This window comes from Nocardioides solisilvae (genome assembly GCF_003194625.1).
Classification (GTDB): Bacteria; Actinomycetota; Actinomycetes; order Propionibacteriales; family Nocardioidaceae; genus Nocardioides; species Nocardioides solisilvae.
The window spans coordinates 1,205,257-1,229,518 of the sequence record NZ_QHKX01000001.1 but is presented as its reverse complement, the minus strand read 5'-3'; the positions used below and the strand labels follow the sequence as shown (position 1 = coordinate 1,229,518).

Annotated in this window: 26 protein-coding genes; 9 read left to right on the top strand and 17 right to left on the bottom strand. The window is 71.9% G+C overall.

Going from position 1 to position 24,262, the window contains the following annotated elements:
• Positions 1-31 precede the first annotated feature (31 nt).
• The 8 genes from metX to DNK53_RS05855 form a co-directional block, all read right to left on the bottom strand.
• Entirely contained in the window at positions 32-1,141 is a 1,110-nt protein-coding gene (gene metX / locus DNK53_RS05890; protein ID WP_110181277.1) for a homoserine O-acetyltransferase MetX, read from the bottom strand.
• A gap of 21 nt (positions 1,142-1,162) precedes the next feature.
• The gene (locus DNK53_RS05885; RefSeq protein ID WP_110181276.1) at positions 1,163-2,449 is read right to left on the bottom strand and encodes an O-acetylhomoserine aminocarboxypropyltransferase/cysteine synthase family protein; all 1,287 of its coding nucleotides are present in this window, start codon (positions 2,447-2,449) and stop codon (positions 1,163-1,165) included.
• A 129-nt stretch (positions 2,450-2,578) separates the two neighbouring features.
• Complete coding sequence (locus tag DNK53_RS05880; RefSeq protein WP_110181275.1) at positions 2,579-2,875, bottom strand: DUF1416 domain-containing protein; 297 nt, start codon at positions 2,873-2,875, stop codon at positions 2,579-2,581.
• A 1-nt stretch (position 2,876) separates the two neighbouring features.
• Positions 2,877-3,725 (bottom strand): sulfurtransferase, encoded by an 849-nt coding sequence (locus tag DNK53_RS05875; RefSeq protein WP_110181274.1) that lies wholly within the window; start codon positions 3,723-3,725, stop codon positions 2,877-2,879.
• A 67-nt stretch (positions 3,726-3,792) separates the two neighbouring features.
• Positions 3,793-4,242, bottom strand: coding sequence for a DUF4395 domain-containing protein (locus DNK53_RS05870; protein WP_110181273.1), 450 nt, complete (start codon positions 4,240-4,242; stop codon positions 3,793-3,795).
• A 359-nt stretch (positions 4,243-4,601) separates the two neighbouring features.
• Positions 4,602-5,096 carry a thioredoxin family protein gene (locus DNK53_RS05865; RefSeq protein ID WP_110181272.1) on the bottom strand — a complete coding sequence of 165 codons (495 nt, stop codon included), beginning with the start codon at positions 5,094-5,096 and terminating at the stop codon, positions 4,602-4,604.
• Positions 5,097-5,205: 109 nt separating this feature from the next.
• A complete protein-coding gene (locus DNK53_RS05860; protein ID WP_162599803.1) occupies positions 5,206-7,335 on the bottom strand; it encodes a carboxypeptidase-like regulatory domain-containing protein in 2,130 nt (709 codons plus the stop codon).
• A 291-nt stretch (positions 7,336-7,626) separates the two neighbouring features.
• Positions 7,627-7,941 carry a MoaD/ThiS family protein gene (locus DNK53_RS05855; protein WP_110181270.1) on the bottom strand — a complete coding sequence of 105 codons (315 nt, stop codon included), beginning with the start codon at positions 7,939-7,941 and terminating at the stop codon, positions 7,627-7,629.
• A 57-nt stretch (positions 7,942-7,998) separates the two neighbouring features.
• Between DNK53_RS05855 and DNK53_RS05850 the strand changes: the two genes are divergently transcribed.
• Positions 7,999-8,724, top strand: coding sequence for a response regulator transcription factor (locus DNK53_RS05850; RefSeq protein ID WP_110181269.1), 726 nt, complete (start codon positions 7,999-8,001; stop codon positions 8,722-8,724).
• A 14-nt stretch (positions 8,725-8,738) separates the two neighbouring features.
• Here the strand turns inward: DNK53_RS05850 and DNK53_RS05845 are convergent, their stop codons facing one another.
• Positions 8,739-9,161 carry a hypothetical protein gene (locus DNK53_RS05845; RefSeq protein WP_110181268.1) on the bottom strand — a complete coding sequence of 141 codons (423 nt, stop codon included), beginning with the start codon at positions 9,159-9,161 and terminating at the stop codon, positions 8,739-8,741.
• 460 nt (positions 9,162-9,621) lie between these two features.
• Here DNK53_RS05845 and mshD point away from each other — a divergent pair, with 460 nt between their 5' ends.
• On the top strand, positions 9,622-10,425 hold the full coding sequence (gene mshD, locus DNK53_RS05840; RefSeq protein ID WP_110181267.1) for a mycothiol synthase: 804 nt from the start codon (positions 9,622-9,624) through the stop codon (positions 10,423-10,425).
• Between the two features lie 21 nt (positions 10,426-10,446).
• Here the strand turns inward: mshD and ygfZ are convergent, their stop codons facing one another.
• From ygfZ to DNK53_RS05825, 3 genes are read right to left on the bottom strand one after another with little or no spacing between them, the layout of a single operon-like run.
• Complete coding sequence (gene ygfZ / locus DNK53_RS05835; protein WP_110181266.1) at positions 10,447-11,394, bottom strand: CAF17-like 4Fe-4S cluster assembly/insertion protein YgfZ; 948 nt, start codon at positions 11,392-11,394, stop codon at positions 10,447-10,449.
• Positions 11,366-11,842: a Fur family transcriptional regulator gene (locus DNK53_RS05830; protein WP_239456363.1), complete on the bottom strand. Its 477-nt coding sequence runs from the start codon at positions 11,840-11,842 to the stop codon at positions 11,366-11,368. The genes ygfZ and DNK53_RS05830 overlap by 29 nt, the downstream gene beginning before the upstream one ends.
• Positions 11,839-12,333, bottom strand: coding sequence for a heme-binding beta-barrel domain-containing protein (locus DNK53_RS05825; RefSeq protein ID WP_110181265.1), 495 nt, complete (start codon positions 12,331-12,333; stop codon positions 11,839-11,841). Before DNK53_RS05825 ends, DNK53_RS05830 begins: the two co-directional genes overlap by 4 nt.
• A 33-nt stretch (positions 12,334-12,366) precedes the next feature.
• Here DNK53_RS05825 and DNK53_RS05820 point away from each other — a divergent pair, with 33 nt between their 5' ends.
• Entirely contained in the window at positions 12,367-13,068 is a 702-nt protein-coding gene (locus DNK53_RS05820) for a hypothetical protein (RefSeq protein ID WP_162599802.1), read from the top strand.
• A gap of 25 nt (positions 13,069-13,093) precedes the next feature.
• A complete protein-coding gene (locus DNK53_RS05815) occupies positions 13,094-13,456 on the top strand; it encodes a DsrE family protein (RefSeq protein WP_110181263.1) in 363 nt (120 codons plus the stop codon).
• Positions 13,457-13,543: 87 nt separating this feature from the next.
• On the opposite strand, the gene DNK53_RS05810 is transcribed toward DNK53_RS05815, so the two are convergent.
• A complete protein-coding gene (locus tag DNK53_RS05810) occupies positions 13,544-14,398 on the bottom strand; it encodes a beta-keto acid cleavage family enzyme (protein WP_110181439.1) in 855 nt (284 codons plus the stop codon).
• Positions 14,399-14,459: 61 nt separating this feature from the next.
• Here DNK53_RS05810 and dtd point away from each other — a divergent pair, with 61 nt between their 5' ends.
• The 5 genes from dtd (at position 14,460) to DNK53_RS05785 (ending at position 19,775) form a co-directional block, all read left to right on the top strand.
• Complete coding sequence (gene dtd, locus DNK53_RS05805) at positions 14,460-14,885, top strand: D-aminoacyl-tRNA deacylase (RefSeq protein WP_110181262.1); 426 nt, start codon at positions 14,460-14,462, stop codon at positions 14,883-14,885.
• A gap of 47 nt (positions 14,886-14,932) precedes the next feature.
• Entirely contained in the window at positions 14,933-17,122 is a 2,190-nt protein-coding gene (locus DNK53_RS05800; RefSeq protein ID WP_110181261.1) for an RNA degradosome polyphosphate kinase, read from the top strand.
• An 84-nt stretch (positions 17,123-17,206) separates the two neighbouring features.
• Positions 17,207-17,824, top strand: a complete 618-nt coding sequence (locus DNK53_RS05795; RefSeq protein WP_110181260.1) for a DUF47 domain-containing protein — start codon at positions 17,207-17,209, stop codon at positions 17,822-17,824.
• 4 nt (positions 17,825-17,828) lie between these two features.
• Positions 17,829-18,824 (top strand): inorganic phosphate transporter, encoded by a 996-nt coding sequence (locus DNK53_RS05790; RefSeq protein WP_110181259.1) that lies wholly within the window; start codon positions 17,829-17,831, stop codon positions 18,822-18,824.
• A gap of 180 nt (positions 18,825-19,004) precedes the next feature.
• Positions 19,005-19,775, top strand: a complete 771-nt coding sequence (locus DNK53_RS05785) for a CDP-alcohol phosphatidyltransferase family protein (protein ID WP_110181258.1) — start codon at positions 19,005-19,007, stop codon at positions 19,773-19,775.
• A gap of 106 nt (positions 19,776-19,881) precedes the next feature.
• On the opposite strand, the gene DNK53_RS05780 is transcribed toward DNK53_RS05785, so the two are convergent.
• From DNK53_RS05780 to pstC, 4 genes are all read right to left on the bottom strand, one after another.
• Positions 19,882-20,790: a PDDEXK family nuclease gene (locus tag DNK53_RS05780; protein ID WP_110181257.1), complete on the bottom strand. Its 909-nt coding sequence runs from the start codon at positions 20,788-20,790 to the stop codon at positions 19,882-19,884.
• A gap of 401 nt (positions 20,791-21,191) precedes the next feature.
• Complete coding sequence (gene pstB / locus DNK53_RS05775) at positions 21,192-21,971, bottom strand: phosphate ABC transporter ATP-binding protein PstB (RefSeq protein ID WP_110181256.1); 780 nt, start codon at positions 21,969-21,971, stop codon at positions 21,192-21,194.
• Between the two features lie 53 nt (positions 21,972-22,024).
• Positions 22,025-23,134, bottom strand: a complete 1,110-nt coding sequence (gene pstA / locus DNK53_RS05770; protein ID WP_110181255.1) for a phosphate ABC transporter permease PstA — start codon at positions 23,132-23,134, stop codon at positions 22,025-22,027.
• Position 23,135: 1 nt separating this feature from the next.
• Positions 23,136-24,089 (bottom strand): phosphate ABC transporter permease subunit PstC, encoded by a 954-nt coding sequence (gene pstC / locus DNK53_RS05765; RefSeq protein WP_110181254.1) that lies wholly within the window; start codon positions 24,087-24,089, stop codon positions 23,136-23,138.
• Between the last annotated feature and the right edge of the window lie 173 nt (positions 24,090-24,262).

The window sequence follows — 24,262 nt, the reverse complement described above, 5'->3', positions numbered from 1 at the left end:
CGCCGACGTCGCGTCGGCGTTGTCCACAGGCTCAGCGCAGGAAGGCGGCGACCCGCTCGTGGTAGCCGGGCGGGGTGAGCAGGAACGAGTCGTGCCCGTGCGGGGAGGCGAGCTCGGCGAAGTCCACGTCGACCCCGCAGGCCCGCAGCCGCTCCACCATCCGCTCCGACTGCGCGGTGTCGAAGCGCCAGTCGGAGTCGAACGACGTCACCTGGAACCGGGTGGCCGTCGAGGCCAGCGCCGCCGCGGTGCCGGGGTCGGCGAAGGGGTCGAAGTAGTCCAGCAGCCGGGTCAGGTAGAGATAGCTCAGCGCGTCGAACCGGTCGAGGAACGTCTCGCCCTGGTGCTGCAGGTAGTGCTCGACCGCGTAGTCGGGCGCGAGCGTCCAGTCGTCGCCGGTGGAGTCGCGGCGGTGGCCGAACTTGGCCTCCAGCGCCTGCCCCGAGACGTAGGTGATGTGGGCCATCATCCGGGCCACCTTCTGGCCGCGGCGCGGGGTGACCCCGTGCTCGACGTAGCGCCCGCCGTGGAAGTCGGGGTCCGCCATGATCGCCTCGCGCGCCACCGCCGAGAAGGCGATGTTCTCCGGCGTCAGCCGCGACGAGGCCGCGACCACGACCGCCCGGTCGAGCTCGTCGGGCGCGTCGATCGCCCACTGGAGCACCTGCATCCCGCCGAGCGAGCCACCCACGCCGGCGTACAGCCGTTCCACCCCGAGGTGGCGCAGCAGCCTGCGGTGCACCTGCACCAGGTCGCTCACGTGCAGCAGCGGGAAGTCGAGGAAGTACGGCGACCCCGTCGCCGGGTCGACCGACAGCGGGCCCGTGGTGCCCGAGCAGCCGCCCAGCAGGTTGGCGCTCACGACGAAGAACCGGTCGGTGTCCACCGGCTTGCCGGGGCCGATGAAGTTGTCCCACCACCCGCGCTTCTTGGCGCCCACGTGCATGCCGGCGGCGTTCGCGTCGCCGGTCAGCGCGTGGCAGACGAAGACCGCGTTGTCGCGCGCCGGCGACAGCTCGCCGTAGGTCTCGTAGGCCACCTCGACGTGGTCGAGGCGCCCACCGCCGCGCAAGACCAGCGGGTCGCCCTCGGAGGCGAGGACGACCCGCTGGGTCTCGACGTAGCCGAGCGTTCCACTCATGCGGTGAATGCTCTCAGGGCGTCACTTGGAGGCGGTGAGGGCCTGCTCCAGGTCGGCGATGATGTCCTCGACGTTCTCGATGCCGATCGAGAGCCGCACCATGTCCTCGGGCACGCCGGCCGCCTCGAGCTCCGCGGGGGTGAGCTGGCTGTGCGTGGTCGTGGCGTTGTGGATCGCCAGCGACTTCGCGTCCCCGATGTTGGCCAGGTGGCTGAAGAGGCCCAACGCCTCGATGAAGCGCTTGCCCCCGTCGCGCCCGGCCTTCACGCCGAAGCTCACCAGGCCGCCGTACCCCTTGCCCGTGAAGGTGCGGTCCGCGACCTCCTTGTAGGGGCTCGACTCGAGGCCCGGGTAGCTCACCCACGAGACCGCGTCGTGGCCCTCGAGGTACTGCGCGACCTTGAGCGCGTTCTCGCTGTGCCGCTCCATGCGCAGGTGCAGCGTCTCGAGGCCCTGCAGGAAGAGCCACGAGTTGAACGGCGTGATCGCGGCGCCCGTGTTGCGCAGCAGCACCGTGCGGGCGCGGATGATGTACGCCGCCGGGCCGGCCGCCTCGGTCCACACGGCGCCGTGGTAGGCCGGGTCGGGCTTGGTGAGGCCGGGGAACCGGTCGGAGTGCGCCGCCCAGTCGAACTTCCCGGAGTCGACGATCACGCCGCCGATCGAGGTGCCGTGGCCGCCGATGTACTTGGTGGCGGCGTGCACGACGACGTCGGCGCCCTGCTCCAGCGCGCGCACGAGGTAGGGCGACGGGGCGGTGTTGTCGATGATCAGCGGCAGGCCCGCGGCGTGGGCCGCCTCGGACCAGGCCGGGATGTCGATGACGTTGATCTTCGGGTTGCCCACCGTCTCGCCGAAGACCAGCTTGGTCTTCTCGTCGACGTGCTTGGCGAGCTCCTCGGGCTTCTCCGGGTCGACGAACCGCACCTCGATGCCGAACTGCGGCAGCGTGTGGGCGAAGAGCGCGTAGGTGCCGCCGTACAGGGTGGAGAGCGCCACGATGTTGTCGCCGGCGTAGGTCAGGTTGAGCACGGCGTACGTCGTGGCCGCCGAGCCGCTGGCGGTCGCCAGCGCGCCGACGCCGCCCTCGAGCTGGTTGATCCGGTCCTCGAAGACGGACTGGGTGGGGTTCATGATCCGGGTGTAGATGTTGCCCGGCTCGGCCAGCGAGAAGAGGTTGGCGGCGTGCTCGGTGTCGTTGAAGACGTAGGACGTCGTCTGGTAGATCGGCACGGCCCGCGAGTTCGTCGTCGGGTCGGCCTCCTCCTGCCCGGCGTGGACGGCGAGGGTCTCGGGACGGTGGGTCATCGGCTGACTCCTGTGGCTCGGTGGTGCTGGTGCGGATGTCGGGGGATGTGCTGCGAGCCCCTGCCCCCCACCGACCGGTGGGAGCACAGGGGCTCGCGTGACGCCGTACCCGAGAAGGCGTCGGCGGGGTCAGACGGCGATGGCCACCTCGGCCACCTCGCCAACCTGGGCGCGGACCTTGCGGTCCACCGGGTCGGCCTTGGGGGCCAGGGTGCGCAGCGTCCACTCGCCGTCGCCGGCGAAGAAGCGGAAGTGCCCGGTGGCCGAGGTCGGGACCTCGGCGGTGAACTCGCCGCTGCCGTCGAGCAGGCGCACGTACGCCGACCCGACAGGCTCGCCGGCCCGGGTCACCTGGCCCTGGATCACGGCCTCCTTGGCGACGTTGACGCCGTCGAGCGACAGGCCGCCCTCAGTTGCTCCGCACATCTCAGGCCTCCCCGGGCTCGTCGCCGAGGGCGATCGGGACGCCGACGAGGGAGCCGTACTCGGTCCACGAGCCGTCGTAGTTCTTGACGTTCTTGAAGCCGAGCAGCTCCTGCAGCACGAACCAGGTCAGCGACGAGCGCTCGCCGATGCGGCACAGGGCGATGGTGTCCTTGGAGTCGTCGATGCCGACCTCGTCGTAGAGCTTGCGCAGGTCCGCGTCGGACTTGAACGTGCCGTCGTCGTTGCAGTTCTTGCTCCACGGCACGTTGAGGCTCGTGGGGATGTGGCCGGCGCGCTGCGACTGCTCCTGCGGGAGGTGGGCCGGGGCCAGGAGGCGGCCGGCGAACTCGTCGGGGCTGCGCACGTCGATCAGGTTCTGCACGCCGATCGCGGCGACCGCGTCGTCGCGGAAGGCGCGGATCGAGGTGTCCTGCTCGGTGGCGGTGTAGGTGGTCGCCGGCCGGGTCGGGACCTCCTGCACGAGCTCGCGGGAGTCGAGCTCCCACTTCTTGCGGCCGCCGTCCATCAGCTTGACGTCGCGGTGGCCGTAGAGCTTGAAGTACCAGTAGGCGTAGGCCGCGAACCAGTTGTTGTTGCCGCCGTAGAGGACGACGGTGTCGTCGTTGCCGACGCCACGCTCTGAGAGGAGCTTCTCGAAGCCGGCCTTGTCGACGAAGTCACGACGGACCTGGTCCTGGAGGTCGGTCGTCCAGTCGAGCTTGATGGCGTTGCGGATGTGGCCCTTGTCGTAGGCCGTGGTGTCCTCGTCGACCTCGATCAGGACGACGCCCGGGGTGTCGAGGTTGTCCTCGACCCACTGGACTGTGACGAGGGAGTCTTCGCGGCTCATGGGTGTGTCTCTCTTTCGGGTGGGTCGTGCTTCTCGGGTGTCTGGGTGGAGCGGTGTGTCGGTGTGGTCAGGCGGCGCGGGCACCGGCGCCGGTGAGGCCGGCCCGGGCCAGGAGCAGGTAGACCTCGCAGCCGAGGCAGAAGCCGGTGGCGGCGTTGAGCAGGGCGGCGGCGAGGGCGAAGCCGACGGCCACCAGGCCCAGCGTGGTGAGCCCCGAGACCAGGCCGACGAGGCCGACCAGCGCGAAGGCCAGGCCGACGCCCTGGGCGAACCGCGGCGGAGCGGCGGCCTCGGTGTGGGCGGGGGCGTCGAGGCGCGGGCGGACGACGGCGCGGAAGAACCAGCCGTACGGCGTGTGCTGGACGCCGGCGGCCACGCCCAGGGCGAAGACCGCCGCCTGCGCGGTGAGCAGGACGGTCGCCAGCGTGCTCGGGGCGCTCAGCAGCACCCCCGCCAGGACGACGGTGGTGATCGTCGCCGCCAGTCGCGGTCCGCGCGGATCGATCTGGGTGGCCATGCTCGTGCTCCTCTGCTCCGGTCACCGGTCCGGTGGGGCCGACTTCCTGGTGGGGTTCCTGCGTCGTGCCTGCTGGGCGCGCGGCGGCGCGCCGGTGCCGCGCGCGGAGGCACGGCGGTCGGGCGACGGGGACCCACCGGGGCGCTGCGTCACGCACGCGGCCGGCAGGGGTCGGGGACGTCGCCCCTCAGGACATTCGACAGAGGGACGAGCGCACGCGGCAGTGATCCACTGCGCGTCGCTTCGTCAACCAGGTCGAGCTCATGGGGAAGAGCCTAGGGGTGCGGGGCCCGGACCCGAAACGCGTGTCTCGCCATATGGACTTCACGCTCACATATTGGACACTGCAACAGCGCAGGTCAGTGGCCGGACTGCTCGGAGAGGCTGGACTGGCCGATGGCCGCGAGCACCTGCTGCTTCGTCGGCACCCCGGCGGCCCGCGTGACCTCCCGGCCGCGGCCGTCGAGCACCAGCGTGGTCGGGGTGCGCATGATGCCCAGCCGGCGGACCAGCTCGAGCTGGGACTCGGCGTCGACCTCGACGTGGGCGACGTCGTCGACCAGGCCCACGACCTCCTCGAGGGTGCGGCGGGTGGCGCGGCAGGGGGCGCAGAAGGCGCTGGAGAACTGCAGCAGGGTGGCCCGCTCCCCCATCTGGTCGGCGTACGTCGTCCCCTCGAGCACCGAGGTCGCCGCGGTGTCGGCGGCGGCCGAGCCGTCGACCCCGGCCGCACCGGAGCCGTCGTCGAGGGGCTGCACGCGGCCGCGGAAGCGGCCGTCGGTGGCCGCGCGCCATCCCGCGAAGGCGAGCGCGAGGCCCACGGCGAGCAGCAGCACCCACTGTCCAGTCGTCACACGGCGGTCAACGCCCGGTGTCCCGGCGCCATTCCCCGCCCCGAAATGGCGCAGACCCCGCTCCGGCAGTGCCGGAGCGGGGTCCCCTGAGGATCCGAGGATCAGAAGGTCACTTCTTGCCCTTCTTGCCCTTCTTGCCCTTCTTGCCGCCCTTGACGCCCTTGTTGGCCTTCTCGAGCTTCTTCTTCGAGATGGTGGACTGCGACTCGACGAAGTTCTTGGCGGTGAAGACGAAGGCGACCTTGGCCTTCTTCGCCTTCTTGCCCTTCAGCTTCTTCATCGCCTTCGCGAACTTCTTGGAGCCCAGGACCTTGGCGATCTTGACGGTGCCCTTGCCGTTGTTCACCTTCGCGGAGCCGACCTTGACGGCCTTCTTCTTGTTGATGACCAGCTTCACGGCGACCTTGCCGTCGATGGCGGAGGCGTCGACCGGCGCGGAGACCTTGACCTTGACCTTGCCCTTCTTGGCCTTGGCCTTGGTGCGGGTCTCGGCCTGGACGGCGTCGGTGGCGTCGCTCACGGCGGTGCCGGTGTAGACCTTCTTCTCGGTCTCGACGGTGCTGCCCACGCTGACCGAGATGGACTTGCCCAGGAGCGAGCCGTCCAGGGTCAGGGTGGCGCCGGTGCCCACGGCCACGCCGTCGGCCAGCCAGGTGTAGCTGATCTTGGCGCGAGCCATCACGTTCCACACGCCCGGGTCGGCCGTGAGGGTGGTGCCCACCAGCGCGTCGCCGGTGATGGTCGGCCGGTCGATGGCGACCAGCGTCTTGCTCAGCGAGGCGTCGATGCCGGGCGTGCGCGCCGCCGAGGTCACGGTGACCTTGGTGGCCTTGCTGCGCACGGTGCTGTTCCAGAACTCCGGCAGGTGCTCCTCGGCGCCGAAGGACACCGTGTAGGTGCCGGGGCGCAGGGAGGAGAACTTGTAGGTGCCGTCGGCCTTCACGCCGGTGTCGGCGATGTAGTCGCCGTCCTCGTCGTAGGCCACGACGCCGGCACCCCGGAGGGTCTCGCCGGCCTCGGAGGTCACGGTGCCCTGGATGCCGCCCTGACGGGTCAGCTGGATGTTGGCGGTCGTCGGCAGGGTGCCGAGCGAGACGGCCGCGGCGTTGACGGGAGACTCGCTGCCGCCGTAGTAGGCGCCGGTGACGCCGAACGCCTCGTAGTTGGTGGCGTCCTCCTCGCGGGGGCCGAAGCCCTCGGCACGCAGCTTGACCGCGTCGTCCGGGACACCGTCGAGCTCGGTGAACTGGTAGACGCCGGCCCGGTTGGTGAGCACCGAGGTGTACTGGCGGTCGTCCAGGTCGGCGGGGGTGGTCTCGGCGCTCACGCGGACGCCGACCAGCGGACGGCCGGCCTCGTCGGTGACGGTGCCCGAGACGTCGACGCCGGTGACCGGCTCCCGCTCGATCGCGGCCATCGCGATGTTGATGCCGGTGACGGCCTGGTCCTTGGCTGCGGGGACGAGCGTGGCGGCCGCGGAGTCCTCGACGTTGTTGTAGTACGTGTCGCGGTACTCGCCGATCTCGTCGGTCGCCTCGAGCCGGTAGGAGCCGGCGGCGAGACCCTCGAGGACGTACGAGCCGGTGGAGTCGGTGTAGTCCCCGCCGGTGGCACCCGTCGTCGGGTCGAAGGCGTAGACGTAGGCCCGCTCGAGCGGGACGCCCGTGGCGCTGGTGATCTTGCCGGAGATGGTCGCGCCCTTGGTCAGGGCGACCGAGCCGACGCTGGTGCCGGCGGCGGAGCCGCTGACCGCGTTGGCGGCGGCGAGGGAGGGCTGGTCGTTGTACCACTCGGTGGCGTAGTCGTCCGCGGAGAACCGCAGCTTGACGTCGCCGGTGCCGGTCGGGACCTCGAAGGTGCCGTCCTTCTCCGCGTAGTTGATGCTGCGCTGCGTGCCCGTGGCGGCGTCGAAGACGGCGACCGAGGCGTACGGGATCGGGCGGCCGGCAGCGTCGGTGACGGTTCCCTTGGCGAACGGGGCGTTGTCGATGGTCCACGGCGAGAGCTGCACCGGGCCGTCGGCGACGGTGACCTGCGTGGCCGTGGCCAGCGACCCCTGGTCGAGGTAGAACTCGTCGGCCAGGCGGTTCGAGCTCGGGTCGAACTCGAGGACGTAGGTGCCGGCCGGGACGACGGCGTCGATCCGGCCGAGGCTGACGTAGTCGGAGGTGACGTAGCTGCCGTCGGGCTCGCGCACCTCGAGGAACCCGGTGACCGGGTTGCCCTTCGAGTCGACCACGGTTCCCCGGATGCCCGGCTCCGCGGCATAGGCAGGGACGCCTCCCATAGAGAGAGCCCCCGTCACCAGGGCGCCCACGGCCCCGGCTGTGACCAGTCGGCGTCCAGCGCCACTGACATGCGTTCCCATCGTGTGCCTTTCTGTCCGCGGTCCACCGAATGCAGACCGGGCTGGGGGCAACCTAGTGGCAAACAGCACGCTCTGGCGAGAGGTCTCAGAGTTCATGCACAAAGTGATCTTTGGGGTGCACGCCCGGCACTTCTGGTGTCCGCCCCTCCGGGACGGCCGCTGTCAGCCCCCGGCGAAGGGCGGCAGGAACTCGACCGTGGCACCGGGGTCCACCAGCACGTCGTCGTGCGCGGCGCGGCCCACGGGACGGTCGTCGACCAGCACCGAGCAGACGCCCAGGACCTGCGGCAGCCGCTCCGCGTCGGGGTGCAGCGCCAGCGCGCGCTCCCTCAGGGCGACCAGCGGGAGCGGTCCCGGGACCTCCACCACGTCCTCCGCGACGCCGGCCGCGTGCCGCGCTCCGGCCCAGTAGCGGAGTGTGATGCTCCCGACGTCGTGACCGCCGGATGGACTCGTTGCGCCACGTGCGTCCTGCATGCCCTATATCCTCCCCCACACCGGAAACAGCCGGGCAGCAGAGCGAGGAGGTGTCGCATGAGCACCCTGTTGCTGCTGACCAGCGCCCTCCAGCCCTCCGCCGAGGTGCTCCCGAGCCTGACCCTGCTGCCCCACTCGGTCAAGATCCTCCCGGCCGAGGGCAGCGCCCTGCTCGAGGCGCCCGACGCCGACCTCGTGCTCGTCGACGGGCGGCAGGACCTCGCCCACGCCCGCGACCTCTGCCGCCTGATCCGCACCACCGGCGCCGACGTCCCGGTCGTCCTGGTGGTGACCGAGGGCGGGCTCTCGGTCGTCGCGCACGACTGGGGCATGGACGACGTCGTGCTGCACACCTGCGGCCCCGCCGAGCTGGAGGCCCGGATCCGGCTCGCCACCGGGCGGCTGGCCGCGGCCCGCGCCGACGCCGACCCCGAGGCCCACGTCATCCGCTCCGGCGAGGTGGTGGTCGACGACGCCTCCTACACGGCCCGGATCGGCGGCCGGCCGCTCGACCTCACCTTCAAGGAGTTCGAGCTCCTCAAGTACCTCGCCCAGCACCCGGGGCGGGTCTTCAGCCGCCAGCAGCTGCTCCAGGAGGTCTGGGGCTACGACTACTTCGGCGGCACCCGCACGGTCGACGTCCACGTGCGCCGGCTGCGCGCCAAGCTCGGCCCGGAGCACGAGACGCTCATCGGGACGGTCCGCAACGTCGGCTACCGCTTCGTGCTGCCCACCCGCTCCGAGGAGCGCGCGGCCGCCGAGCAGGAGACCGCCGACAGCTGACGGTCGCCGCCCGCTCAGGGCGCCACGGAGCACGTCGGGCCGCAGCGGCGCAGCCGGCCGGTCCACCCGCGCACCCTGAAGACGGCGCCGAGCCGGACGGCGGTGCCGCACGGGTCGCCGTACACCTGCGGGTGGCGCAGCCGCACCACCACCTGCCCGGCTGCCAAATCGTCGAGGTCGCGTCGGGCGTCGGAGTCGGCAGCGCGGGCGTCGTCGTGCCACCGGCTGCCGTCGAGCTCCACGATCACGCCGAGGTCCTCGTGCTCCACGTCGCGGTACTCCCGCCCGCGCGGGCCGCGGCGCAGCGCCTGCCGGTGGGTGGGCGGCGGCAGTCCGTGCGGCAGGACCACCCGACTCGTGTAGCCGTGCTCCAGCACCGAGTGGGTGCCCCGCTCCAGGTCGGTCAGCAGCAGGGAGAGCAGCCGGCGCCTGCGCACCCGCTGCTCCAGCTCGAGCGCCGCTCCCAGCCGCGCCGCGCTGGTACGGCTCCGGGAGAGCGGAGTCGAGGTGCAGGGCAGCCGGCCAGACCGCCAGGCACGCCGCCCAGCAGCGCTGGGACCACGAGAGCGCGCCGGTGTGGTCGACGTACACCGCCCGGTGGAGCCTGGTCAGGACCCGGCGGCGCACCAGCCGCTCGAGGTCGTGCGGCAGGAGCCCGGCCGAGAGCAGCTGCGCCCGCGAGACCACGCCGTCCTGCTGGGCCACGACCGGGGGCAGGGAGGGCGACGGGGCCATGCGACGAGCGTGGCGCAGATCGACGCCGGCCACCGGACCCCTGTGGAGAACCGTCGTCGTGGAGTCCGGCACGCACCTGGTACGCCGCGGCCTCCACGTTCGCCCCAGGCACCCCCGCCAGCCTCACGTCGGCTGCGCCGCCCCATCGCCTAGGGTCGGGCCATGCCCACGCTCGAGGCCCTGATCTCCCGCGCCGAGGCGACCGACGGGGTCGCCCCGTTCGACGAGGCCACCCTGATGGCCCTGCGCACCGGACGGGTGCGCACGCTGCGCCGCGACGGGTGCCTGGCGCTCGTCCGCGGGGACGAGCTGGCCCTGGTGGTCGACCCGCCGGTGCGGGGCCGTGGGCTCGGGGGCGACCTGCTGGAGCAGGTCCTGGCCGAGCACCCCGAGGCCGCCCGGGCGTGGAGCCACGGCAACCACCCCGCCGCGGCGGCGCTGGCGGCCCACTTCGGGTGGGAGCGGGTGCGCGACCTGTGGGTGATGCGCCGCAGCGCCGAGGAGCTGCCGCCGCTCGAGCCCCCGGCCGACGTCGTCGTGCGCAGCTGGCGCGACGAGGACCGCGACGAGCTGCTCCGGGTCAACGCCGCCGCCTTCGCCAGCCACCCCGAGCAGGGCGCCATGGACGCCGAGAACCTCGGCCTGCGGATGGCCGAGCCGTGGTTCGACCCCGAGGGCCTGATCGTCGCGACCGACCGGCGCGGTGGGATGCTGGGCTTCCACTGGACCAAGCAGCACTCCTCGCAGCAGGGCGAGGTCTACGTCGTCGGGGTCGACCCGGCCGCGCAGGGCCGGGGCCTGGGCCGGCTCCTCACCCGCGCCGGGCTGGACCATCTGGCCACCCGGGGGGTCTCCGAGGTGATCCTCTACGTCGAGGCCGACAACGAGGCGGCCGTCGCGACCTACACCGGCCTCGGCTTCACCCACGCCGACGCCGACACGCACGTCATGTACGCGCGCCGCTGACCGACCCCGCGTCGTACGGCGTCAGCGCAGCCGCGGTCGCACGTGCAGGCCGACCTCGGGGTCGACCACGACCTCCTGGCCCGCCGGCATGCCCTCCACCGAGAGCGGGGCGTCGACCGGGACGTTGCGCTTGAGCATCGCGAGCGCGATCGGACCGAGCTCGTGGTGGCGGGCCGAGGAGCCGACGAAGCCCACCACCTTGTCGCCGTGCAGCACGTCGGCGCCGGCGGTGGGCAGCCTGTTCTCCGAGCCGTCGAGGTGGAGCAGCGTGAGCCGGCGCGGCGGGCGGCCGAGGGTGTGCACCCGCGCCACCGTCTCCTGGCCCCGGTAGCAGCCCTTGTCGAGGTGGACGGCCGAGCCGATCCAGCCCGCCTCGTTGGGGATGGTGCGGTGGTCGGTGTCGACCCCGAACCGCGCCTCCCCGCGCTCGATCCGCAGCGCCTCGTAGGCCCACAGCCCGCACGCCGGGCCGGCCGCGGCGGCGTACGCCTCGAGCTGGTCGCGGGGCACCACGTCGAAGGTGCCGCCGCCGGTCGGCCGCCACGTCACCGCCAGCTCCTCGGCGAGCGAGACCTCGACGCGCATCATGAAGCGCATCCGGTCCAGCCACCGCACGAGCGCCGCGCCGGCTCCCGGCTCGGTGTGGGCCAGGAACGTCTCCTCGCCGTCGTCGACGCCGTGGAAGTGGTGCTCGACGTGGCCCTGCGGGCTGAGCACGAGCGCCTGCGTGGGGGTCCGCGGAGGCAGCGCCTCGAGGTGCTGGGTGGTGAGCGAGTGGAGCCAGGCGAGCCGGTCGGGCCCGGTCACCCGGAAGACGTCGCGGTGCGAGAGGTCGACGAAGCCGTCGCCGCCCGCCAGGGTGCGCTGCTCGAGGTTGAAGGAGCCGTAGTGCGCGGCCACCGGGGCGTCGACCCCGTCACCGCCCACGGCACCGACTCGGTCAAGGAACGGGCTGGTCGCCGTGCTCATCACAGTCCTCACATCGTCCGAAGATCGCCAGGTGCCCCACGTCGGTCACGAAGCCGTGGTCGGCGCGCAGCCGCACCAGGAGCGGCTCGGCCTTCCCCGGGTCAACCGACGTGACTTTGCGGCAATTCCGGCAGACCAGGTGGAAGTGGGGCGGCTCGCCGGTGGAGTGGTAGGTCGGGGCCCGGTCGCTGAGGTGGGTGTGCCGGACCAGGCCCAGCTCCTCCAGCACCTCCAGCGCGCGGTAGACCGTCGACAGGTTGGCCTTGTCGCTCACGTGCTCGCGGATCTCGTCGGGCGTCGCGTGGCCCAGGGCGGTGACCGCGTCCAGGACGAGCCGGCGCTGCGGGGTCAGCCGGTAGCCGCTGTTGCGCAGCGCCTGCGCGAGCTGGTCGGCCCGCCGCTGCTCGCGCCGCTCCTGCTCCCGCTGCTCCCCGACCGCCACGGTCACGCCCGCTTGAGCCTGGCCCACAGGTGCGGCTGCAGGGGCTGCCCGACCGCGGCCATGTCGTAGGCGTAGAGCAGGTCGCCCTCGACGTTGCCGTAGAGCCGCTTGCCGCCCGTGACCTCCTTGGCCGTCTCGGTGCGGACCACCGCGTCGGTGGTGAGGTCGAGCTTGCCGCCGTCGGCCTCGCCGTGCCAGAGCTCCACGAAGCCGGTGTTGTGGCTGAGCAGGAACTCGATCTTCCCCGGCTCGGGGCAGCGCAGGAAGCCCGTCTCGATCGCGGCGTCGCGGACCTTCTCGCCCTGCTCGTCGACGATCTCGGCGCGGGACATGTAGTGGAAGAAGGGGCGCCCGTCGTGGGTGAAGATCAGCTCCTGGCGGAACTGGAACTTCTCGATCGTCGGGTAGTCGCCGTGGCCGTTGCCGCGCCAGGTGCCGAGCAGCCAGGCGACCGGGCCGCAGTTCGGGTGGAGGTTGTCGGGGAGCTCGAACGGCATGGCGCCCACTGTAGTGCGGTAGGAATGTCGCCCATGGGGGCGAGGCAGAGGGCGGGGCGGGTGCGTACGACGCGGGTGCTGGCGGGCGCGACGGTGGCGGCCGTCCTGGGGCTGGCCCCCGGGCTGACGGGGTGCACCGGCGACGACGAGCCCGACGGCGTACGGGAGTCGCCCACCGGGTCGCCCACGGGATCGCCCACGGGATCGCCCACGCCGACGGCTTCGGCCACCGCCGCGGACGACGGCCGCCGCATGGCCGAGCGGGAGTGCCTGATCACCGACGAGCAGGCCTCCGAGCTCTTCGGGGAGCGGCTGAGGGTCGAGAGCGGGACCGGGGTCCGCACGGGTGCGCTGCTGTGCGACCTGGTCTCGCGTGACATCTTCGAGACGGTCCCCTTCACGTGGCAGGTCGAGGACGACACCGACCCGCCGCGTACCGAGCGCCAGCTGCGGCGCCTCCTGCAGAACCCGTGGGGCTACATGCGCGTCACCCCCCTCGACGACCGGCTCGGCCCGGGCGTCCGGGGCTGGGTCTCGTCGGGCTTCGAGGAGTACGACGACGGGACGACCGGCCCCCGGATGGTCGAGGTGGTCGCGACCGCCGAGGGACGGCTCGTCTACCTCCTGGGGTCGTCCTTGCTGCTGGACGAGATCGAGGTCCCGCTCGACCGCTTCACCGAGCAGGGGGTCGACCTCGCCCGGATCTTGGTGGAGACCCTGCGGGCCGACGCCTGAGCCGCGCCTCTCCTAGGCTGGGGGGATGACTCGTCCCCTCGTCGTCAAGGTCACCTGCGGCACCGAGGAGCCCGAGCGGCTCAACCAGGCCTTCACCGTCGCCGCCGCCGCCGTCGCCTCCGGGGCGCGGGTCTCGGTCTGGCTGACGGGCGAGGCCGCGTGGCTCGGGCTGCCCGACCGGGCGGAGGAGCTCGGGCTGCCGCTCGCCACCCCGCTCGCCACGCTGCGCGACGCCGTCCTGGCCGACGGCAGCCTCACGGTCTGCACCCAGTGCGCCGCGCGCCGCGGAATCACCGAGGACGCCCTCGTCGCCGGCGCCCGGATCGCCGGGGCCGCGCTGTTCACCGAGGAGGTCCTGGAGGACGGCGTGCAGGCGCTCGTCTACTGACGCGGGCCTGATGCCTGCGCTCCCTCGGGATAGTCCCCCACATTCTGCCCAAGGGGGCCGGCGTGTCGATGGTCAGACTGTGGGGGACTATCTCGACGCGGGGCGCACGCCGAGGAGCTCGCGCGCCGCGGCGGGCGACATGGGGCCGCGCTGCGCCAGCGCGCCGGCCTCGACGGCACGGCGTACCAGCTGGGCGTTGGACTCCACGGGGACGCCGCGGCTGATCGTCAGCACGTCCTCCATGCCGACGCGGAGGTGGCCGCCCATCGACAGCGCCCCGAGCATCACGGGCAGGGTGGTCCGGCCGATCCCGGTCGCCGACCACGAGGTCACCTCGGCGGGCAGGTCGTGGACCGCGGCGACCATCGCCGAGGCGGTGCCGTCCATCCCGCCCGGGACGCCCATGACGAGGTCGACGTGGACCCTGCCGCCGGCGGGCAGCCCGTACCGGTCGAGCAGCCGGACCAGCGCGTGCACCTGGCCGAGGTCGAAGAGCTCGAACTCCGGCACCACCGCGCGCTCCTGGGCCAGCTGGTAGAGCTCGACCACGAACGGCCACGGGTTGGAGAAGACGTCGTCGCCGAAGTTGGTGGTCCCCATCGTGAGGCTGCAGGAGTCGGGCTCGGCGTCGAGCACCTTGAGCCGCTCGGCCAGCGGGTCGTGGACCGAGCCGCCCGTCGAGAGCTGGACGACGAGGTCGGTCTCCTGCCGCAGCGCGGCGACGGTCTCCTTGAGCAGCCCGCCGTCGAGGGTCGGCCGGTGGTCGCCGTCGCGCACGTGGACGTGGACCATCGCCGCGCCCGCCGCCTCGCAGTCGCGTGCGGTGGCGACGAGCTCCTCGAGCGTGGTGGGCAGCTGGGGGCAGTCGGCCTTGGCGGTCTCCGCGCCGGTGGGCGCGACGGTGACGAGAAGGGAGTCGGGCGCGAGGGTGGGCGTGGGCATGCGGCCCATGGTGGCAGACTCGGCACCGTCCGACCCAGCCCCCCACAGGAGGATCTTCTTCGTGCGCGCCGTGATCCAGCGAGTTGTGTCGGCAACGGTCTCCGTCGACGGAAAGATTGTCGGTTCGCTTCCGAAGCCCGGCCTGCTCGTCTACCTGGGCGTGACCCACGACGACGGCCCCGAGCAGGTCGCCTGGATGGCCCGCAAGATCTGGGACCTGCGGCTGCTGCGCGAGGAGCGCTCCGCCTCCGAGGTGGGCGCGCCGATCCTCGTGGTCAGCCAGTTCACCCTCTACGGCGACGCCGTCAAGGGCCGCCGCCCCACCTGGTCGGCGGCCGCCCCGGGCGCGGTCAGCGAGCCCGTGTACGACGCCGTCTGCGGCGAGCTCGTCGCCCTCGGCGCCCACGTGGAGAAGGGGGTCTTCGGCGCCGACATGCAGGTCGAGTCGGTCAACGACGGGCCGGTCACCCTCGTGCTGGAGCGCTGAGCCGCGGCGTCACCCGCCGTTCACCTCGCGGTGCCACACTGGCGAGCATGAGCTCGCCGTCCGCCTCGCTCCCCACCCACGTCGGTGCCGCCAGCGAGGAGGGGCCGCTCGACGGCGAGCCCTTCGCCCACCCGTCGGACACCTTCGACGTGGAGCCGCCGTACGTCCCCGACGCCGAGACGGTCGCGGCGGTCGAGGAGTTCTCCGACCGGTTCCTCGACCGCGAGCTCTCCTGGCTGCGCTTCAACCAGCGGGTGCTCGAGCTTGCCGAGGACCCCTCGGTGCCGCTGCTGGAGCGGGCCCGCTTCCTGGCCATCTTCACCAGCAACCTCGACGAGTTCTTCATGGTGCGCGTCGCCGGCCTCAAGCGGCGGATCGCCGCGGGCGTCGCCGTCCGGGCCGCCTCGGGGCTGATGCCGCGCGAGGTGCTCGAGCAGATCTCGCTGCAGGCCGGGGCGCTGATGGAGCGGCAGGCGCGGCTCTTCCTCGACGACCTCATCCCGGCGCTGCGCGAGGAGGGGATCGAGCTCGTCCGCTGGGAGGGGCTGACCCGGGAGGAGCAGAAGTACTGCAAGCGGATCTTCAAGGAGCGGGTCTTCCCCGTCCTCACGCCGCTCGCCGTCGACCCGGCCCACCCCTTCCCCTACATCTCGGGGCTCTCGCTCAACCTCGCCGTCATCGTCCGCGACCCCGAGACCGGGACCGAGCACTTCGCCCGGGTCAAGGTGCCGCCCGTCTTCAACCGCTTCGTGCCGCTCGGCAACCAGCGCTTCGTGCCCCTGGAGGACGTCATCCGCGAGCACCTCAAGCGGCTCTTCCCCGGCATGGAGGTGGTCCGCTCCCACACCTTCCGGGTCACCCGCAACGAGGACCTCGAGGTCGAGGAGGACGACGCCGAGAACCTGCTCAAGGCGCTCGAGAAGGAGCTGCTGCGGCGCAAGTTCGGGCCGCCGGTGCGGCTCGAGGTCGAGGAGACCATGACCGGCCGGATGCGCGACCTGCTCGTCTCCGAGCTCGGCGTCCAGGCCGACGAGGTCTTCACCCTCCCCGGCCCGCTCGACCTGCGCGGCCTGCACGGCATCGCCGACCTGCCCCGCGAGGACCTGCAGTACCCGGCGTTCGTGCCGACCACCCACCCGCTGCTGGCCGAGGTCGAGTCCTCCTCGCCGGTCGACGTCTTCGAGGCGGTACGCCGGCACGACGTGCTGCTGCACCACCCCTACGACTCCTTCGCCACCTCGGTGCAGCGGTTCCTCGAGCAGGCCGCCGCCGACCCGCACGTGCTGGCGATCAAGCAGACGCTCTACCGCACCTCGGGCGACTCCCCCGTGATCGACGCCCTGGTCGACGCCGCCGAGGCCGGCAAGCAGGTGCTCGTGATCGTCGAGATCAAGGCGCGCTTCGACGAGCAGGCCAACATCCGCTGGGCCCGCAAGCTCGAGCAGGCCGGCTGCCACGTCGTCTACGGGCTGGTCGGGCTCAAGACCCACTGCAAGCTCTCCATGGTGGTGCGCGAGGAGCCCGACGGCCGGATCCGTCGCTACACCCACATCGGCACCGGCAACTACAACCCCAAGACCGCCCGCACCTACGAGGACCTGGGCCTGCTGACCTGCGACGACGCCATCGGCGAGGACGTCGCCCACCTCTTCAACAACATCTCCGGGATCTCCCGCCACGCGACCTACGAGACGCTGCTGGTGGCGCCCGCGACCGTCCGCGACGGGCTCGTCGACCAGATCCACGCCGAGGTCGCCCACCACCGCGCGGGGCGGCCGGCGCGGATCCGGGTCAAGGCCAACTCGGTGGTCGACGAGGCGGTCGTCGACGCGCTCTACCTCGCCTCCCAGGCGGGCGTCCCGGTCGAGCTGCTCGTGCGCGGCATCTGCGCGCTGCGCCCCGGCGTACCGGGCCTGTCGGAGACCGTGCGGGTGCGGTCGGTGCTGGGCCGCTTCCTGGAGCACAGCCGGATCTTCTGGTTCGAGGCCGGCGGCGACCCGACCGCGTGGATCGGGTCGGCCGACATGATGCACCGCAACCTCGACCGGCGGGTCGAGGTGCTGGTCCGGCTCCCCGACCAGGCGCTCGTCGAGCGGGTGGGCGGGCTGCTCGACCTCGCCTTCGACCCCGGCACCTCGGCGTGGGAGCTCGGCCCCGACGGCGAGTGGGAGCGGCGCGGGGGTGACGTGCATCTCCACGAGGCGCTGATCGAGCGTCAGCGACGGCGTCGGGCCTGACCGGGCGCCCCCCGGACTTGCGTCGCCGGGACGTCGTGCCCGTAGCATGACCGGCGTTCCCGTCCTGCTCACCAGGAGTTCCCCGTGGGTTTCAGGTTCCGCCCTGTCGAGTCTTCCTTCTACGACCTTTTCAGCGAGTTCGGCACGCACCTCGTGTCCGGCGCCGGCATCCTCGCCGAGATGCTGGCCGAGGGCGCCGACCGTGAGGACGTCGCCCGCCGCATGCGTGAGGCCGAGCACGCCTGCGACGAGACGACCCACGCGCTCATCCGCCGGGTCAACTCCACCTTCGTCACGCCCTTCGACCGCGAGGACATCTACGACCTCGCCTCGGGGCTCGACGACATCATGGACATGATGGAGGAGGCCGTCGACCTGATCCTGCTCTACGAGGTCACCCACCTCCCCTCGGAGCTCTCCAACCAGGTCGAGGTCATCCAGCGCTGCGCCGAGCTGACCGCCGAGGCCATGCCGCGGCTGAAGTCGATGGCCGACCTCGACGACTACTGGATCGAGATCAACCGCCTCGAGAACGCCGGCGACAAGTCCTACCGCCGGATCCTCGCCAGCCTCTTCAGCGGCAAGTACGAGGCCCTCGAGGTGCTCAAGCTCAAGGACGTCGTCGAGTCGCTCGAGGGCGCCATCGACGCCTTCGAGAAGGTCGCCAACACGGTGGAGCAGATCGCCGTCAAGGAGTCCTGACCCGATGGAGCTCGCGATTGTCATCGCGGTCGTCGTCGTCGCCCTCGTCTTCGACTACACCAACGGTTTCCACGACGCCGCCAACGCGATCGCCACCTCGGTCTCGACCCGCGCGCTGACGCCGCGGGTCGCGCTCGGCATGGCGGCGGTCATGAACTTCGTCGGCGCCTTCCTGGGCCAGAAGGTCGCGCAGACCGTCTCCGACGTGATCGACCCCGGGACGGGCAGCCATGCCCTCACCATCGTGATGGCCGGCCTGCTGGGCGCCATCGCGTGGAACATGATCACCTGGTACTTCGGCCTGCCCTCCTCCTCCTCGCACGCCCTGATCGGCGGCCTCGTGGGCGCGGCGCTGGCCGCCGGCGTCTTCGTCAAGTGGGACACCGTGATCGCCAAGGTCGCGATCCCGATGATCCTCTCGCCGCTCGTCGCCTTCACCCTCGGCTTCCTCGTGATGGTCGGCATCATGTGGGCCGCCCGGAAGGCCAACCCCCACAAGGCCAACCGCGGCTTCAAGATCGCCCAGACCATCTCGGCCGCCGCGATGGCGCTGGGCCACGGCCTGCAGGACGCCCAGAAGACGATGGGCGTCATCTTCCTCGCCCTGCTCGCCGGCAACTACGTCAACGCCGGCGACGACCTGCCCCTGTGGGTGATCGTCGCCGCCGCGACCGCGATCTCGCTCGGCACGTGGTCGGGCGGCTGGCGGATCATGCGGACCCTGGGGCGCCGGATCATCCACCTCGACCCGCCCCGCGGCTTCGCGGCCGAGTCGGTGGCCGCCTCGGTGCTCTACACCACGGCGTACGTCTGGGAGGCCCCGATCTCCACCACCCACACCATCACCTCGGCGGTGATGGGCGTCGGCGCGACCAAGCGGCTCTCGGCCGTGCGCTGGGGCGTGGCGAAGTCGATCCTCGCGGCCTGGGTGCTGACCTTCCCGGCGGCCGGCTTCGTGGCAGCGGTCTGCTACTGGATCGCCCACCTCTGGCTCCCCTGACCCGGTGCCCCTGTCCCGCCCTCACGCGCTCCCCCGTGTGGATAGTCCCCCACGTTCTGACCATGCCACCCCAGCGTGTCGTGGTCAGATCGCTGCGGACTACCACCGAGCCGGGCTGCTGAGACGTCCGCTGAGCGCGTACGCCGTCCCCGGGCCGCCGCGGCGCCCTACTCTTTCCGCATGACCTCGTCCACGGGCCCGGCCACCCCGGCCCAGCGCCTCGGGGCGGCGGCGGTCCACGCCTACACCGCGGTGGGCTCGGTGCTGGCGCTGCTGATGGTCCACTTCTCCTACCAGGGGGAGGTCGAGACCGTCCTGTGGCTGTTCCTCGTCGCGATGGTGATCGACGGGACCGACGGCCTCCTCGCCCGGCACCTGCGGGTCAAGGAGGTGATGCCCGGCTTCGACGGGGCCCTGCTCGACAACATCGTCGACTACATCACCTACGTCTTCGCGCCGATGGTGCTGCTGTGGGCAGGAGGCTACCTGCCCGGCGCCTGGTTCGGCGGGGTCTGCGCCGCGGTGCCGGTGCTCGCCTCGTGCTACCAGTTCTGCCGCAGCGACGCGAAGACCGACGACCACTTCTTCCTCGGCTTCCCGAGCTACTGGAACATCGTGGCCTTCTACGTCGTGGTGCTCGGCCTCGGCCCCACGACGACGGCGGTGCTGCTGCTGGTCCTGGCGGTGCTGGTCTTCGTGCCGGTGAAGTACGTCTACCCCTCCCGCACCCCCGTGCTCTGGGCGGTCAACATGACGCTCGCGACGGCCTGGCTCGTGCTCTTCGGGCTGATCACGGCCGGCCTCCCCGACCCCCACGACCTGCTCGTGGTCCTCTCGCTGCTGTACGTCGCCTACTACGTCGCCGTCAGCCTGTGGCTCACGGCCCGCACCGCCCGGCGTACCGTCGTCGCCCACCGCGACGCCCGGCGGGCCGCGCGCCAGCCCGCCTGACCCGCCTCCCCTCCTCTGCGCCCCGCTGCCGCTGTCGGGGACGGGTGGATAGTCCCCCGCAATCTGACCGTGCCGCCCGGCGTGTTCTTGGTCAAGATGATGGGGACTATCCGGAGGTCAGGCGGTAGCGCAGCCACCGCGCGCGATCCTCGGGCGACAGGGCACGCCGATCGGCCACGGTCAGCGTCGAGCGCCACCAGCCCGGCGGGTCGGTCGTCCAGCGCCGGGAGGACTCCGCCTCGAAACGCGCGGCGCGCCTCGCGGCGAGCATCCGGTGGACCAGGTGTCCTCGACGCCGATGGTCCGCTGCCATGACGACGAGCACGCGCAGACCGAGGGCGCGCAGCGCCTCCGTCCGTACGAGGTCGCGGTGACGCTGGGCAAGGTCGAGGTGCACGGCCCCGTCGTAGTCGATCGCCAGACCGGCCTCCTCGTCGAGCAGGTCCGGGGTGGCGACGAACCTGCCCGCACGATCGAAGACCGGCACGTTGCACCGCAACCTCGGCAGTCCCGCGTCCAGGATCCAGACCATCTCGGTCCACGCCTCCGCAGGCGACCACCAGTTCTCCTGCACGAGCTCGTACGCCTCACGGGCCCGCGGCACTCCCGTCCGGCTGCGCTGGCTCGCGAGGTGCAGCGCGAGCTCCCGGCGGTCGACGAGGTCGTCGTACGCCGCCATCCCGGCCGTGACGGCCGCCTGCCGCACCGACGGTGCGTAGCGCATCTCGAAACCCACCGAACGCTCCGGAAGAGTGATGACCACGCCGTCGACCTCCACGAGGCTCGCGAGCGGAAGGTGCTCGGCGCACACACTCACCCCCGGCGGGACGCGCAGGTCGAGACCCCCGGTGGCGAGGGGAACGGGTCGCTGCCCGCCCGACGTGTCGGTCCCGTCGAACCACGTCGCGCCCAGCCAGTGCAGCGCCGCCCACCCGGTGACCGCGCACCGCTCCGGCAGGAGCGCCGCTGCCTCGAGGATCCGCTGCTGCGTGGTCGTCGGCGTGGCTGCAGGCACCCAACGGCCATGACTGGTGCGCCGGAACTCTCCCGCCCGCAGCTGCCGGCGGGTCGGGCCGGCGCGGCCGGAGTCGTCACGACGGGCTGGCGCCACCAGGCCGGGACGGGCGGGGTGGAAGGGAGGCGGCTCGAACCGGGTGAGTTCTCCGGTCCGACGGGCAGGATCGTCGAGCATCCGGCGAGGCTGCCCACGTCACGCTCCTCGACTGGCCGCTCCTCCACAGGAGGCCGGCCGCAGCCCCCGGAGCTGCCTCGCTCCCCAGCCCCGCCCCCAGATTCCGGCTCAGTCCGGCGCGGTCCGGCGCCTTCCCAACTCCGATAGTCCCCCGCGTTCTGACCGCGACACGCCGCTCCCCCATGGTCACCTTGTGGGGGACTATCGAGCGAAGGGCGATCGGCTCAGCCGAAGCGGCCGGAGATGTAGGCCTCGGTGGAGGGGTCGTCGGGGTTGGCGAACATCTTCTGGGTCGAGTTGAACTCCACGAGGTGGCCGGGCTCGCCGGTCGCCTTGAGGTTGAAGAAGCCGGTCTCGTCGGAGACCCGGGCCGCCTGCTGCATGTTGTGGGTGACGATGACGATCGTGTAGTCGCTCTTGAGCTCGTGGATGAGGTCCTCGATCGCCGCGGTCGAGATCGGGTCGAGGGCGGAGCAGGGCTCGTCCATCAGCAGCACCTGCGGCTCGACGGCGATCGCGCGGGCGATGCAGAGCCGCTGCTGCTGGCCGCCGGAGAGACCCATCCCGGGCTTGGAGAGACGGTCCTTGACCTCCGTCCAGAGGTTGGCGCCGCGCAGCGAGCGCTCCACGATGTCGTCGGCCTCGGCCTTCTTCATCTTCTTGGAGTTGAGCCGGTTGCCGGCCAGGACGTTCTCGTAGATCGACATCGTCGGGAAGGGGTTGGGCCGCTGGAAGACCATCCCGATCTGGCGGCGCACCTCCACCGGGTCGACGCCGGGGTCGTAGAGCGACTGCCCGTCGACGACGACCTTGCCCTCGACGCGCGCGCCGGGGATCACCTCGTGCATCCGGTTGAGCGAGCGCAGGAAGGTCGACTTGCCGCAGCCCGAGGGGCCGATGAAGGCGGTCACCGACCGCGCTCGGATCGTCATGTTGACGCCCTGCACGGCGAGGAAGTCGCCGTAGTAGATGTCGAGGTCGGAGATGTCGATGCTCTTGGCCATCAGGGTTCTCTCTGGGTGTGGGAGGGAGGAGGGGGTACGCCGCGGCGCGCGGCTCAGCGGCCCGTCTTCGGGGCGAACCAGCGGCCGACGGCACGAGCGACGAGGTTGAGCCCCATCACGAGCGCGATCAGCACGAGCGCGGCCCCCCAGGCGCGCTCGCGGCCGAACTCGGGCGGGATCCCGGGCTGCATGTAGGAGTAGTAGATGAAGACCGGCAGGGTCGCCATCCGCTCGGCGAAGGCGTTGAAGTTCACCGAGTCGGTGTCGCCGGCGATGATGAGCAGCGGCGCGGTCTCCCCCGCGACCCGCGCCACCGCCAGCATCACCCCGGTGACGATGCCGGCCATCGAGGTCGGCAGCACCACCTTGGTCACCGTGCGCCACTTGGCCACGCCCAGGGCGTACGACGCCTCGCGCAGCTCGTCGGGCACCAGCTTGAGCATCTCCTCGGTCGACCGGACCACGATCGGGACCATCAGCACGGCCAGGGCCACCGAGCCGCCGAAGCCCATCCGCACCCCGGGCCCGAAGAAGAGCACGAAGAGCGCGTAGGCGAAGAGGCCTGCGACGATGGAGGGGATGCCGGTCATCACGTCGACGAGGAAGGTGATCACCCGGGCGGTCCGGGAGCCCCTGCCGTACTCGACGAGGTAGATCGCGGCCATCACGCCGACCGGGACGGAGATCGCGGCGGCCCAGGCGGTGACGATCAGGGTCCCGACCAGCGCGTGGTAGATCCCGCCGCCCTCGCCGACGACGTTGCGCATCGAGAAGGTGAAGAACTCCCCCGAGAGCGCGGGGAAGCCGTTGCCGACCACCTGCCACAGCAGGCTGACCAGCGGCACCAGGGCGATCGCGAAGGCGCTCCACATCAGCGAGGTCGCGAGCCGGTCCGTGGCCTTGCGCGGCCCTTCGACGACGTTCGACCAGACGGGCAGCGCGACGAGGAAGGCGACGGCGGCGACCAGCACCCCGCCGACCGGGCCCCAGCCGAGGACCACCACCGGCAGCGCGCCCACGGCCACGGCGAGCACGGCGACCAGCAGCGGGGCCTGGGCGGGGAGCTGGGGGCGGACCAGGGGGACGAACGGCGCGGACGCGGCCTCGGCGGCCGCGGCGTCGGAGGCGTCCCGGCGCTCCTGCAGGTGGGTCGGGGTCTCCATCTCAGCGACCTCCCTTGACCGCGCCCCGCGCGGCGATGAGCCGGGCGAGGAAGTTGACGACGAAGGTGACGACGAAGAGCACCAGGCCGGAGAAGATCAGCACGTTGACCTTGACCCCGGAGGCCTCGGGGAAGCCGAGGGCGATGTTGGCGGCGATGGTCGAGGGGTTGACCGAGGAGATCAGGTTGAAGGTGATCACCCCGGTGGCCGAGAGGACCATCGCGACGGCCATCGTCTCGCCGAGCGCCCGTCCGAGGCCGAGCATGACGGCCGAGATCATCCCGGAGCGGGAGTAGGGGAAGACCGTCATCCGGATCATCTCCCACCGGGTGGCGCCCAGGGCCAGCGCGGCCTCCTGGTGCAGCGTGGGGGTCTGGGCGAAGATCTCGCGGCAGATCGCGGTGATGATCGGCATCGCCATGATCGCCAGCACGAGGCTGGCGGTGAGGATGCTGCGGCCGTTGGCGGGGCCCTCGAAGAACGGGAGCCAGCCCAGGTTGTCGACCAGCCACTGGTAGACCGGGTAGACCTTGGGCGCGAGGAACTGGATCCCCCACAGGCCGTAGACCACCGACGGCACGGCCGCGAGCAGGTCGATCAGGTAGCCGATCGGGCGGGCCAGCCGGCGCGGCGCGTAGTGCGAGATCACCAGGGCGAGCGCGATGCTCAGCGGCGCCGCGACCAGGATCGCCAGGGTGGCGGCCAGCAGCGTGCCGAAGAGCAGCGGCCAGACGTAGACGACGATGTTGTCGGCACCGATCCGCTCGGACGGCGCCGTGATCGCCGGGACCCCCTCGAGGGTCAGGAAGATCGCGACGCCGGCCAGGGCGACCAGGATCAGCAGCCCCGCGGCGCGGGCGAGGCCGGCGAAGACGAGGTCGCCCGGCCGTCGTACCCCGGTCGGGGCGACGACCGGCGCGGCGCTCGGCGCGTCCGGTGCGGTGGTGGGTGGCACGGGGTTCCTCCTGGTCCGATCACGCCGCTGGGGACCCGGGTCCGACCTGTGGGTCGGCCCCGGATCCCCCTCGGCGTCTCGCGGTGCTGGGTGGAGCTGGATCAAGCTGGATGAGGCTGGGTGGTGCGGTGCTGCGGGTCGAGCGGGGCGGTGCGCCTACGGCGTACGCCTGC